This is a genomic window from Vibrio sp. D401a (genome assembly GCF_030248515.1).
Classification (GTDB): Bacteria; Pseudomonadota; Gammaproteobacteria; order Enterobacterales; family Vibrionaceae; genus Vibrio; species Vibrio rotiferianus.
The window spans coordinates 122,794-136,037 of the sequence record NZ_JAHGAI010000006.1 but is presented as its reverse complement, the minus strand read 5'-3'; the positions used below and the strand labels follow the sequence as shown (position 1 = coordinate 136,037).

Sequence of the window (13,244 nt, the reverse complement as noted above, 5' to 3'; positions counted from 1 at the left end):
GACCAAATGGTCGTCCTTTTTCATTAGGATTTAGGATTTAGGATTTAGGATAATCGTACTTCGTTTCGCACCCTTACCAAAAGAGTGCCGCGCCTGATTCATCACTTCTTCTAAGGTGAGCGATGTTGCCATGTGCTCCACATCAGACAGTACATCAATATCGTAACCTTGGATAAGGTACCTAGTGTATGCCCAACCTCTATTCCCTGGGAGGTCAGCCAATTCACTCATATCTAAAACAAGTTGCTTCACCGCCGTATCCAGTTCATCTTGAGTAATATTGACCAACAATTCATCAATTGTTTCATCAAACACTTGCTCTACTTTCGACACTGCTTTCGGATCAACCTGTGCTTCAAAGAACCAGTCAGTTACCTTTTCTCGGTCTTGTACGATCGAATAAACCGCCGGGTTGTAATCTAAACTCGCTTCTTCACGTAGACGGTCAAGAACTCTAGTAGAACTGATGCGTTGCAACACGTCTTCGATAAAAATCGTTCTTGTCGAAGTCGGTTGCTCACTACTGTTAGTCAGCCTTAACAAAAAGAATGCGGACGGTTCATGCCCATCAGTAAACTCTATATGTGACGTCGCATTTGGATTGTATTTCACACTGTAATCAACAGGTGAGGCTGACTCGAGTGGTATTGACGCAACATACTTGCGTAACAGAGGGGCAATAGATTGAGCGTCTAAATCCGCTACAATCACCATTTTGAAGCCTCTATCCTTTAAGAATAGGGTGTCGTGAACCGCCAGAATTTGCTCAGCAGTCACCCCATCTACATCGTCAGGCAACACCATTCGGTGGCGACTATTCGGAATATAAGCATTTTGGTTGACTGCTCTTAGCCATTTACCAATCGGTGAGTTCAGAAAGGTGGTGCTTTCTTGGCTATATTCTCTCTTCACCGCTGACAACTGACGAGCATCTACCTTAATTTCTGTAGCAACGTTGTACACGCCATTGAGTGCATTCGCTAATTGCTGTTTCGGTGCGACCATCTCAACGCCATGATGGGTATCGCCCAGCAAAGGATACATACTCATCTCGTGTGTGCGTAAAAAGTTGTCCAATTCTGGTCCTGAGAAGTCACCTAAACCACTTCTTGCACCAACTAGACTTGCCAGCTCATATGCGGCGTAAAGTGAAGGATCCAGTGCTGCTTTTCCGCCCTGACTTGCAAAGAAGATGTGAGCACGTTCGCCTGCTTTTTGATCTTGTTGGAACCAAACTTCAATACCATTCGACAGTGTAAATATTTCGAAGCCACCTTGATGCGGCTGCACTGAAACGATATCACCCTCATTGCTTGGCTGAACAAAGCCTTCATTCTTGGCATACATTGCCAACGGTTTTTCACCAAGTTTTGCGTAGCTCGAATCAAGTTCTACAAAGACATTGGTAAACTGTTGCTTCGCTTCCCCTTGAGCCAAACCAATAATAAAGGCTGGATCGTTGTCTAATAGTTGCGCTAAGTGCTTGTTGGCCTCTTTAACATCAAAGTGGTCAACGAAGTCACTTAAACTCATTTTATAGTCTTGTTTTGATTGGCTGACCAAATTCTGCTCAAGCTCATACACGCGCTCATCAACGTAACTATGTGGCTTACGCTTATCCCAATCACTGTCAATATTGGTCAGTTCATTGCGATACCCCGCGATGACGGCCTCCAACTCCTCAGAAGAGACCCCATGATCTCGAAGGGAAGCCAAAGTACCAATGAATAGCGGGTGCATCTCATCTCTTTGTTCACGCGAGAATGATATTCCACCAGTAGACAGGCGACTGTAATTGTTAAAATAAGTCTGTGCATAAACGTATTGGTACGGCTGAGCAGCGTCATTTAGCACGGAGTACATTCTTTGTTGAATCAATTGTGATAGAACATCATCTGCCCATACTTGATGTTGCTCCTCACGAGTTTGGTATCCGATAGGCCCTCTATAAATCGAATAGTGGAGACTCGGAGACTCCATTGAGCTGCTTTCTAATAGCAAATCATCAGGCTTAAGTAGAATATCACGTCTCTTCACGATGTTTTCATCAGCAGTGCTTTTCCAATCAGAGAAATGCTTTTGAATGGTCTCACTCAGCTGCGCAACATCCACATCACCAGCGATTATCAGTTCAGCATATTGAGGCTGATACCACTGTTGGTAAAAGTTTTTCAATCCTGCGGCCGTAGCCTGCTCTATCGATACCTTGGTACCTATGGGATCATTGCCTTCAAAAGGAGTGCCTTTTATTGCAGCATCGTACGCGTTGTAAGCTAATGATTTATCATCAGGAGTCGCTCTTCGCCATTCACCTAAGATAACGCCTTTCTCTTGTTCAACCTGCTCTGGCTCAAATGCGATGCCATCACTAATATCTCGCATCCATGTCAATGCCTCTTTGAGCATTTCATCATTGGCAAGGTCGAGCTTATAGGTGGTTTCTTCGTAGGAGGTAAATGCATTGATATCAGCACCAAAACTCCCTCCTGACTGCTCAAAGAACTTGATGACGTCATTGCCAGAGAAATGCTGGCTGCCATTAAACGCCATATGCTCAATAAAATGCGCATAACCTTTCTGGTCTACGCTTTCCTGCAATGAGCCAATATTCATCTTTAAACGAATAGACACTTCTTTGTCTTGAGTCGGATAGATGTGGTATTTCATCCCATTCACCAGTTGATCAACATGCCAATTAGCATCTGGTTGTATGGGGGTTGAAGGAGGAGTCAGCGCACAGCCTGACAAAAAAAGTGCGGGGAATAACAACATATTACGCATAAATATCGCCCTAGATATTGATAACTAAGCAAAATATATCGTTCGTGATGTATGCGTGATATTTAATATGACATTTCAGCATAATTTGTTTGATCTAGATCGCATTTTATAAAATGATAATCATTTAAGAAAGCAAGCTTACTACGCTCATACTGCTCGATTCATAGGATCTATGCCTCAATTTGCTTTATAAATTTAACTAAACCTCAATAATAAGACTCAGATCTGCATTTATTTCGACCAGTAAAATATAATGCAAAGGCAATACATTTAATAAATCTATAATAATTACTTAGCGATATCTTTATGCTTAAAAATCTATCTTTAAAAAACAAGCTGGCCATCTCAGCCAGCGCTGCCATTATCCTCGGGGGAGTTTTGGTAGAGGGGTTGTCTTTTCGAGATGCACTGCAACGACTAGATGTCGAAGTTGAGCAGCGCCTTGAAAGTACAAGTGCTTCCTATAACCAATACGTAAGCGACTGGTTACTATCCAAAGAGAGAGCGTTAAAGTCACTGTCTCAGGATGCCGAAAAGTCAGCAATCGTCACCCACCTAAAACAGGTAAAGGACTCCGCCGCTTTTGACAACGTCTTCCTTGCTTACCCTGACGGTACTCAAGACAACGCAAACGGTGTTGTACTTCCACCGGGCAATGACGACCCTCGAAAATGGGGTTGGTACACCAACGCCATTGCAAATCCATCACAAGTCTTCATTGATAACCCAACGGTAGCTGCAGCGACCGGAGCAAATGTTGTTTCATTGGGTAAAGCCATTAACCTTCACGGTCAGACATCAGTGCTTGGTGCAGATGTAGAGATTGGCGATATGATCAATAGCCTTGATAAAGTCATTCTTCCAGGTGAGGGCTACATGTTCATTGCCAACGAGCAGGGCAATGTATTCATTCATAAAGACAGCAAATTCCTTAATCAGCCAATCAGTAAGTTAGGGTTAAGTTTTCAGGACATTGCCGCTATTTCTCAATCAGGTAATGACCGTCAAGTCAGTGTAGATGGAAACACCTTCGTTGTTTTTGCGAAGAAGATTGAAGGCACTGAGTTAACGACTGTGACTGTCATCGACCACAACTCTTTGATCGAACCACTTTATGACGCTGTTTGGGGACAAATCATCGCAACCAGTGTCGTGGTTATTCTTTGTGTCGCTCTATTTAACTTGTTGTGTAACATCCTTTTCCGTCCACTTTACAACGTTTCTAATGCGCTATCGCAAATCGCCAATGGTAGCGGTGATTTGACTCAACGTATCGAGGTAGAAAATCGCGATGAAGTTGGTGAGCTAGCGGAAAACTTCAACCTATTTGTTGCTAGCTTGCAGGAGTTGATTGGCCATATCCGTCATCAAGCGGTCGATCTAAACCAACGCTCTGAGGCAAGTACTCAAAGAGCAATTCAATCTGTTGACGAACTAAACCACCAACAACAAGAAATCACCATGGTGGCGACTGCTGTAACCGAGATGGCATCTGCGACACAAGAAATCGCTTCACACGCAGAACAGACGGCAAAAGCGGCGATTGACTCTTCGACCAGCACTCAAAATGGCCACGGCTTGGTAGTAAATACCAAAGAATCGATCAACAACTTGTCGTCTGAAGTTAATCAAGCAAGTATTGTCATTGGTGAATTGAATCAACACGCACAAGACATCAACACTGTGCTGTCAACGATCCGTGATATTGCAGAGCAGACTAACTTACTAGCACTCAACGCTGCGATTGAGGCGGCGCGAGCAGGTGAGCAAGGTCGTGGTTTTGCTGTAGTTGCTGATGAAGTTCGCGTACTGTCGCAACGTACACATACTTCAACAGAAGAGATAAAATCGACCATCGAAACCTTGCAGCAAACCACTCAACGTGCAGTGGCGATAATGGAAAGAAGCTCAGAGCTTGCAATTGGCTCAGTAGCCGATGCTGATCAAGCAGCAATGGCTCTCGACGAAATTAACGCCGCCGTTGCCCTCATCAGTGATATGGCAACACAAATTGCAACCGCAGCTGAAGAGCAAACCCACGTAACTAACGAAATCACACAAAATGTCACCACGATTAAAGACGTTACTGATCAGTTAGTTGTTGGGGCAGAAGAGTCAAAACACGAATCTTCGCAGCTAAAATCGCAAGCAGAAGATCTCAACTCAAAAGTGGCGACGTTTAAACTGGCGTAAACACTAATTCAACTCTAGGAACTCTAAACTCCAAGCCCCGCCACATTGCGGGGTTTGTTTTAGCTAATAGCGCCTGTTGACCTCTCAAGCTGATTTTTTCAGCGAAGATGAACAGTCCCTTGAGTCAGTCCATCTTTTTAAATCGCTACACACATCGGCGTATCTGAAATAGGGTCACGGAAAACACGAGCTTTGAGGTCAAAAACATCACTTAATAGCGTCTCGGTAAATACCTCATCCGGAGTACCTTGCGCCACTAGCTGCCCTTGTTCAAGCACCACCAAATGGTCGCAATATCGACAAGCTTGATTGAGGTCATGCAGTACTACGACGACCGTTTTTCCTTTGCTGTTCATCTGTTGCATTAGGTTCATCAACTCCACTTGATGCGACATATCGAGATAAGTCGTCGGCTCATCCAACATGACTACTTCCGTATCTTGTGCCATCACCATCGCAATCCATGCTCGCTGGCGTTGACCGCCAGATAACGACTCAACGGGCTGTTCGGCAAATTCAAAGACCCCAGTGTCGTGCATCGCTTGTTCGACAATAACTTGATCCTCTTTCCCTAGCTTTCCCCAATGTGATACATAGGGTGAACGGCCATATTCAACCAACTTTCTCACTGTTATCCCCTCCGGGCTGACCAAAATTTGTGGTAGCAGCGACAACGAGCGAGCTAGTGCTTTATCAGCATAATTCGATAAAGGTTTACCTTCGAACATCACTTCACCTGATGTTGGCTTATTGATTCTTACCAAGGTTTTTAACAAGGTCGATTTTCCGCAACCATTCGGGCCGATCAACGCGGTAATCTTGCCCTTTGGAATGGAGACCGACAAGTTAGGAATGATGATGTGTTTGCCGTACGCGACGGAAAGGTGCTGCGTTTCAAGCATAGTTACCAACCTCGATAACGATAAAGAAGAAAAATGAAATACGGTGCGCCAATTACAGAGGTAAGTACGCCTGCTGGTAGCTCAATCGGAGGTTGCAACCCTCTGGCTAATCCATCAGCGCAAGTCACTAGTGACGCTCCTAAAAGCGCAGAAGCAGGGATGAGTAACTTATGGTTATGACCGAACAACAAGCGAGCCAAATGAGGAGCCAATAGACCAACAAAACTTATGGTGCCCGCAACAGAAACACTCATGCTTGCTAGCAAGACCGCCGCAACCAGAGCCATTACTTGAACTTGCTTCGGCTGAATACCAAGCGTGGTCGCACTCTCCTCACCTAGCCCCATGACATCCAGCCGCCAAGCCAACCAAAATGCCAAGGGTAATAGTAAGATTAACGCGCTCCATATAAATGGCACTTGCTGCCAGTTTCGTCCCCATAAGCTGCCCGTTAGCCAAACCATTGCGGTATTGATTTCAAGAGGATGAGTAATCAATAAAAAGTCGATGCCACTCGCCAGAAAGGCACTGACAGCAATGCCAATTAACGCCAACCTTGCTGGAGTTGGCTTTGATCGCCATGCCAAAACTGCGATCAAACCAGCTGCAAACAACCCGCCCATCATTGCAACTAACGGCAGCCAGCTAACAGGTGCATTCGGGAACCAAACCAGACTTGCCGTTGCTGCAAGCCCTGCTCCGGCACTGATCCCCATGAGATCTGGTGAGGCGAGAGGGTTGCGAATGACGCCTTGCACCAGCATGCCAGAAAGCCCTAACCCCGCCCCGACACCAATAGCGAGCAACATACGTGGTAGACGATATTGGTTAATCACAAAATCATCACTCGAAAACGCTATGAGTTGCTCCATCACCTGAGAAACAGAGAGAGAAGCGGCACCAACCAACAAACCTGCAATAGCCACAGTGATGAGAAACCCTGTCAAAAGCAAAAGCTTCATATGATCAAACATTACGCTCTCCTCATCGCGATCAGAATAAAACAAGGCGTACCAAGCAAGGCCGTAATAACACCAACTGGAGTTTCTGTCGGGAACGCAATTGCTCGAGATAGTGCATCAGACCACGTAACTAGTGCTGCACCAGCCAAGGCACAAATGGGGATTAATAGGTGATAGTTTTGACCGACTATAGGCCTGACTAAATGAGGAATAAGTAAACCGACAAAACCGATTGGTCCTGCGACCACCACGCTAGCACCAGCAAGCAAAACAATGGTCATTCCGCTCAACAAACGTGTAAGCTTAATATTACTTCCAAGCCCAATCGCTACATCTTCTCCCAACGCTAACAGGTTGAGATTGCGAGCCAAACTCATGGCCAAAAGCAAACCCAGCACAGCTGGCGGCCAGAGTTGCTGCCACTGTTTTGAGTCGGCACTAGAGAGTGAGCCCGTAAGCCAATGCAGCACACTGTAAGCCATATCGTCGGCAAGGATCAGTGCAGCTCGGGTAAGGCCAATAAGTAGCGCACTAACAGCGATTCCCGCTAAGACCAAGCGCAATGGATGAGAACGAGCTGAGAAAAAACCGCCGAGTAGCATAACGACCAAGCCACTAAGTAAAGCGCCAAAAACTGAATTGAAGATGGGAGGTAAGCCGCTCAACACCGGTACACCAATAGCAGCTAAGGCCATAAAACAGGCCGCACCTGCATTGATGCCAAGAATCGATGGTGAAGCCAAAGGGTTACGCGTTAAACCTTGCATCAACAATCCAGAAACGGCAAGGCAGGCTCCAACCATCAAGCTGACGTAAGCTCTTGGCGCTCTTAATGTGGCGAGGATTTGATGGGACATATTACTCTCATCAAAGGCCAACCAAACTTCTGTTAAATCATGCAGAGTGAGCGAAAAATTCGACCACCCCAGCATGGACACGAGATAACCGGAGAATACCAAGCCCATTAGCACCAGCGTAAATAGAACCGCTTGCCATGGAAACACAGATAGACGAGAGCGGCCGCTAGGCATCGTTATATCACTCATGGCGCGTCCACAATCCGTTCTAGATTTGTCGCCATCTGCTCTGCAGCGAGCATGCCTCGATTGAGTGACCACAACTCAGGGGACACCTCTATAATACGTTGCTTTTTCGCTGACGTGAGTAGCTTGAATAACGGGTTACTCTGCCAATCATCCACCACGTTGGGGTGCGAATACGCTCCAATAAGCAACCAATCAGGATTGGTTTTAAGCAGTAATTCAAAACTGGTCGGAAGATAGGCTTGCTCACTTGGTTGAGTGATTGGACTGGCTATACCTAATGCCGTTAGCACCCCTCCGGCATAAGATACAGGGCTGTGCAGCCACATACCTTTGTCCGAGACCACTGCAAATTGGATGGTTTGTTTCAGAGAGAGCTGCTGCTTATACGCAGCCATACTTTGACGATGCAATTGCAGGCGAAGCTCCATCTCTGCTTGTTTATTAAGAGCAACGCCCACCTTGCGAGCGGATTCCAAATTCTCGTGATACGTCTCACCTCGGCTTTTAAGCAGTAATGTTGGTGCAATTTGCTGCAAATCTTGATAGATGGTGCGATGCCGCTCGGCATCTGCAATAATCAAATCCGGCTTGAGTATAGCAATCGCTTCTAAGCTTGGCTGCGAGCGCATTCCGACCGATTGCCATGGTTCAACTAAATCGCGTACTGCGGGGATCACGCGAGAAGCGTCGTTATCATCTGCCACCCCAATAGGTGAAACACCCACAGCTGCGAGCGCATCCACAAAAGAAAACTCCAAAACCACCACTCGTTGCGGCGTAGTAGCTATCTCAAACTGCCCCTGCTCATCCTCTACGACTCGTGTCATTGCTGTACTTGAGAAAGAGAGCAAGTTCAGTAGCAACAAAGCAAAGGCCATTGCCCACCGCTGTGCAGACGGGAGTCGAGTTACATTTATCATATTTATTTTCTCCAACGCCAAGATCGTCAAAGTCGCCAACGTCAATTGGCGACTTTTATGCCCAAAGATTTAAGGCAATTAATCTTCAAAGTTCGATGTCTTAAAACTGGTAATTTAGGTCCAATGTGTAAGAACGTCCCGGCGCTGGATAACGGCCAACTGGGCTGGTATCAATGCCACGGAAGTAATAGTCCTCATCAAACAGGTTGTTCACCGCAACATTCATACGCAACTTGCCTTTGTCATCCTTGTACAAATCGGTACCAAGATTGAAGTTCCAAACCATATAAGCGGGCACTTTGCCCTTAGCACCCGTTACATCTTCATCACTGGTGTTCGCATTGTCTGCGTATGCATCGCTGAAGTAGTAGCCTGACAAGGTTGTATCAATACCAGTAAAGGTGTAGGTCGCATCCCAGCTAAGCTGATGCTTAGAGGTGTAAGCCAGCTGGTTACCCTTGTTTGGACCGTTTTCTTCTAGGGTTGCATCCAAGTAGTTGTAACTCGCACCTAAGCTCAAAGCTTGTAGCGCTTTCGGAACATAACGGCCAGAAAGTTCGATACCTTGGTGAAGCGTTTTACCGATATTATCGAAGGTTTGAGTTGCACTTTGCCATTGCAGTTGGTCTTTAAAATCAATGCGGTAAAGTGCGGCGTTAAAGCTAGTAGTCTCTTGATTATAGCGCGCTCCCAACTCATAGTTCCACGCAAGTTCACTGCCTTCTTCACCAAGACCACGAATGTAAGCAATTTGCGGAGCACGCAGTGATTTCTGAGCATTGGCATACCCTACCCACTGATCCGTCAAGTGGTAAGCTACCGTCAAGCCAGGAAGCCATTCCGTTACCTTGTTGTCTGCGCTCTGAGATTTGCCTAAATCATCAAACGTCATGTCGACAGATTCATAACGGACACCTGGAGTAACTTTTAATGCATCATTAAACAGACCTATTTCATTGCTGATGTAGCCCGCAATTGCATCCGTCTCCAAATGCCAATCGCGCGGTACTTTGGTTTCTCCGCCTTCAATTGGAGTTTGAGTCAGCTTGTAGTCGATGTCTTCATTGACGTAACGAGCACCCACAATCCAGTTTTGCGTAACAGATTTGCCTTCGAAGTACATCGCCAACTTTGGCTCAACCCCATAAACTCGGAACTCACGCGGAGAGGTACGAATATCGGTTGATGGCAGAGATGGGTCGGCCCAATGCCCACCAGCACTGTTAAAGCCCCATTGGAAGAAACGCTCAGAATTGTGCCCAAATGTCAGCACCTCTAACTCTGCACTATCAGCAATATTGAGATCGTGCAGATACTTCACGCTCCAACGCGTTGATTTTCCTTGATACTCATCGTACGGACGTTTCGATTGAGTGCGGTCTTTCTTATAGTCTTCCGGAGACAACGCGCCCGGCATTTGCGTATCCGCATCGTAACGTTGAATGAAGGCTTGTAGCTCTTGCGTATCGCTTAGTAGCCATTGCGCCTTGGCTTGGAAGTTCTTTACGTCAGTATCAGAATGCTCTCGGAAGCTCTCGCCTTTTAAAAAGTTACCTTCGAGTTGAATAGCGAAAGTGTCCGTCAGCCAACCTCCAGTTCGTAGATAGAAATCGTTGAGCGGAGTGTCACCTGCTTCAAACACTGTCAGGCGGTTACTGATTTCAGTTTGCCAAGTGTTTGGAATCGGTTTGGTGACCAAGTTAATTACACCACCTACGTTGTTCGGACCATATTGTACTGCGGCACCACCGCGAACAATATCGATTCGATCCAACATAGATAACGTTGCAGGGAAGATAGATTGCCCAGTGTGACCATAGGGAGCAAGAGTCAGTGGCACGCCATCCATCAAGAATTGAGCATGGCCACTGCGGCTCGCCTTTAAGCCACGAACAGAGATATTTGGCAGTACACCCGTACCAGTTTCATCTTGTACTTTGATCCCCGGCACGCTCTGCAGTGCGGCATCAATAGAATGCGCAGCCGTCTTTTCGAGTTGTTTGCTAGTCAAAACAGTGCGGGCACCTGGGTATTCCTTCACATCTTCCAACTCTGAGTTACCAATAACACTCCCTGTTACAACAACGGTTTCCATGATTTTTGTTTGAGGCTCTGAAGCGGCAAATGCACTCATGGATGTGATAGATGCAATGGCCGTTGCAAGGACGCTAAGGCGCAACTGCGCTTGAGGTTTACCATCCAAATTCTGGTAAAGCATGGGAATCTCCTTTGAGATAGGTGCGGGTCAAAGTAATAATCTTGTTTTGACCCGATGGGCTAAATAACCTCGAAATGAGGTGAAACATCGACGATTGAGTCGTCAAAAAACCAATGAGGCCTTAGAACTGGTATCCATAAGTGAGCATAAATTCTGCAGGAGCACCGTAACCAACCTGATTTAAGCCAGATTTGCCATTGGTCGCGCCAAGGATGTATTTCTCGTCAAAAATGTTGTAAGCGTTGACTTGAATTTTATGACGACCAGCTGTGTACGCAGCCATCAAATCAACCGTGGTGTAATCACCCAAGGCGACAGCTTCGTCATTGCCCGCATAACGGTCCCCAACGTATTTCACACCACCACCCAAACGCCAGTTATCGTCGAGCTGATAAGTACTCCAAAGTGAGAACAAGTGGTCAGATACATCATTTGGTTTTTTACCCGTATCTTTATCTTCAGCATCAAGGTAGCTATACCCTACCGAGATATCCCATTGCTCATTGATCTGACCGCGAGCTTCCAACTCAATACCTTGGTGACGAGCTTCAATCTTATCGATCACATCACCATCAACGTTGGTTTGTGGTTGCTCTTGGTCAATTTGGAAGATCGCCGCATTCAGCATTAAAGCGTTGTCCAACAAGTAGGCTTTTGCGCCGACTTCTTTCAGATCTGTATGGAAAAATTCCGCCAGTTTGGGATTGATGTAAATGCCCGAGTAAGGCAATTGCCATGAGCGAGCTAAGCTTGCATAGACCGACATGTCGTAGTTAATACGGTAGACCAGACCAGCACGGTAGCTAACCTTGTTGTCATCCAAATCTTCTTTTGTAGCGCCCGCTTTTTGCTGCTCAAGATCCATCGAGTCGTAACGTACATTACCGATCACTGACAAGTCACCAAAGGTGTATACATCCTGAATGTAAATACCTGTCGTGGTTGTTGTGTTGTCTCGGAAAGGCTTGAAACCTGGATCTGGCGTTGGCCCTACGATAGGGTCATAGATATTTTTGGGTGGTAATGTTTTGTTGCTCGCCAAGGTGAGATCGATATTGATCTGGTTAAAGTCGGCACCGATCATCAATTGGTTTGATTCTGTCTCCCAAACCAATTCTGACTGTAGCGTTGTCGTGGTGCGAGGGTCATAACCAAAGTTATTCACAGTTTGAGAAACTTCGTTATCAGTTACGGTTCCCTGTCGCGTACCCTTTTGCTTAAGTTCAATATGGTTGTAAGACGCACGGTTAGTCCATGCCCATTCATCATTCAAACGCCATTCATAATTAACCGCAATGCGAATGCTGTCAGACTTTTGGTAGTCATTGGTGCCACCAAAGAAGGTGCTTTCGGAAACATCTACTGGCTTACCATTTTTCGATGGCACCCCACGGTAAGGGACAAGCTCTTGGTGTGCGTACTCGACATCAAAATCAACCGTGTGCCCCTGCGCAGGTAAAACTCGGATAGTCGGAGCGATGAAGAAATCATTCGAATCAACATGGTCAACGTAAGAATCCGCTTGTCGATATTCTAAGTTGATTCGCGCATTGACCTTGTCGCTAAAGGCCATTGAGCTATCGATCTGCCCAACAAATTGGCTATTACTACCAACACTACCGTTAACACTAGTAAACTTGTCACCATTTGCTCGTTTCGTCACCAAGTTGATGACACCACCAGCCGATCCTCGACCATACAACGCGCCAGCTGGGCCTTTCACCACTTCGACACGTTCGATATTTGCTAGGCTACGATATGATTGCAGTGTGCCATCATCACGCATGCCATCACGGTACATATCATTAAGCGCATCAAATCCGCGGATAACAAACTGGTCTCGGCTACCTTCGCCTAACGTGTTGTTCACACCAGCAACACCATCCAAAGCATCTACCAAACGAACTGCACCGCGATCTTGCATTTCCGTCTTAGTAACCACCGAAACGGCTTGCGGCACATCTAACCACTCCACGTCAGTTTTAGTGCCCGATTGCGGCATGTGTTCTGCGTAGCCTTCGTATTGATGACCGATCACTTGTTGTGTTTCATCTGCCACAACACCTTCTTCCGCCTGCACATTCGAAGCCGCTGCTGCTGCGGTCAATGCTCCTCCAATCGCTAATGCGAGAGGGGACAAGGTCAATCTCATGTTCATTTTCTAATTCCGTTTTTGATTATAAAACTGCCAACGGTTGCGAATGAAAACAAATATCATTTAG

General features: G+C 46.2%; 8 protein-coding genes. 1 reads left to right on the top strand and 7 read right to left on the bottom strand.

Going from position 1 to position 13,244, the window contains the following annotated elements; all coding sequences use genetic code 11:
- Nucleotides 1-30: 30 nt before the first annotated feature.
- Nucleotides 31-2,781 (bottom strand): pitrilysin family protein, encoded by a 2,751-nt coding sequence (locus KIV41_RS03695; protein WP_285335708.1) that lies wholly within the window; start codon nt 2,779-2,781, stop codon nt 31-33.
- 306 nt (nt 2,782-3,087) lie between these two features.
- Here KIV41_RS03695 and KIV41_RS03690 point away from each other — a divergent pair, with 306 nt between their 5' ends.
- Nucleotides 3,088-4,974 (top strand): methyl-accepting chemotaxis protein, encoded by a 1,887-nt coding sequence (locus tag KIV41_RS03690; protein ID WP_045390600.1) that lies wholly within the window; start codon nt 3,088-3,090, stop codon nt 4,972-4,974.
- A gap of 137 nt (nt 4,975-5,111) precedes the next feature.
- Here KIV41_RS03690 and fecE read toward each other — a convergent pair whose 3' ends face one another.
- The 6 genes from fecE to KIV41_RS03660 form a co-directional block, all read right to left on the bottom strand.
- Nucleotides 5,112-5,876, bottom strand: a complete 765-nt coding sequence (gene fecE, locus KIV41_RS03685; RefSeq protein ID WP_171305883.1) for a Fe(3+) dicitrate ABC transporter ATP-binding protein FecE — start codon at nt 5,874-5,876, stop codon at nt 5,112-5,114.
- A 2-nt stretch (nt 5,877-5,878) separates the two neighbouring features.
- Nucleotides 5,879-6,850 carry an iron ABC transporter permease gene (locus tag KIV41_RS03680; protein WP_138942579.1) on the bottom strand — a complete coding sequence of 324 codons (972 nt, stop codon included), beginning with the start codon at nt 6,848-6,850 and terminating at the stop codon, nt 5,879-5,881.
- A complete protein-coding gene (locus KIV41_RS03675) occupies nt 6,850-7,803 on the bottom strand; it encodes a FecCD family ABC transporter permease (protein WP_373417592.1) in 954 nt (317 codons plus the stop codon). The genes KIV41_RS03680 and KIV41_RS03675 overlap by 1 nt, the downstream gene beginning before the upstream one ends.
- Before the next feature lie 77 nt (nt 7,804-7,880).
- A complete protein-coding gene (locus KIV41_RS03670; protein ID WP_285335706.1) occupies nt 7,881-8,804 on the bottom strand; it encodes a Fe(3+) dicitrate ABC transporter substrate-binding protein in 924 nt (307 codons plus the stop codon).
- A gap of 100 nt (nt 8,805-8,904) precedes the next feature.
- Entirely contained in the window at nt 8,905-11,022 is a 2,118-nt protein-coding gene (locus KIV41_RS03665) for a TonB-dependent siderophore receptor (RefSeq protein WP_285335705.1), read from the bottom strand.
- Nucleotides 11,023-11,143: 121 nt separating this feature from the next.
- Complete coding sequence (locus tag KIV41_RS03660) at nt 11,144-13,180, bottom strand: TonB-dependent siderophore receptor (protein ID WP_285335704.1); 2,037 nt, start codon at nt 13,178-13,180, stop codon at nt 11,144-11,146.
- Between the last annotated feature and the right edge of the window lie 64 nt (nt 13,181-13,244).

Excerpts from the sequence above, each read along its gene's own strand:
- KIV41_RS03680 (WP_138942579.1), bottom strand. The coding sequence starts at position 6,850 with ATGTTTGATCATATGAAGCTTTTGCTTTTGACAGGGTTTCTCATCACT.
- fecE (WP_171305883.1), bottom strand. The coding sequence starts at position 5,876 with ATGCTTGAAACGCAGCACCTTTCCGTCGCGTACGGCAAACACATCATC.
- KIV41_RS03675 (WP_373417592.1), bottom strand. The coding sequence starts at position 7,803 with ATGGGCTTGGTATTCTCCGGTTATCTCGTGTCCATGCTGGGGTGGTCG.
- KIV41_RS03690 (WP_045390600.1), top strand. The coding sequence starts at position 3,088 with ATGCTTAAAAATCTATCTTTAAAAAACAAGCTGGCCATCTCAGCCAGC.
- KIV41_RS03670 (WP_285335706.1), bottom strand. The coding sequence starts at position 8,804 with ATGATAAATGTAACTCGACTCCCGTCTGCACAGCGGTGGGCAATGGCC.
- KIV41_RS03695 (WP_285335708.1), bottom strand. The coding sequence starts at position 2,781 with ATGCGTAATATGTTGTTATTCCCCGCACTTTTTTTGTCAGGCTGTGCG.
- KIV41_RS03660 (WP_285335704.1), bottom strand. The coding sequence starts at position 13,180 with ATGAACATGAGATTGACCTTGTCCCCTCTCGCATTAGCGATTGGAGGA.
- KIV41_RS03665 (WP_285335705.1), bottom strand. The coding sequence starts at position 11,022 with ATGCTTTACCAGAATTTGGATGGTAAACCTCAAGCGCAGTTGCGCCTT.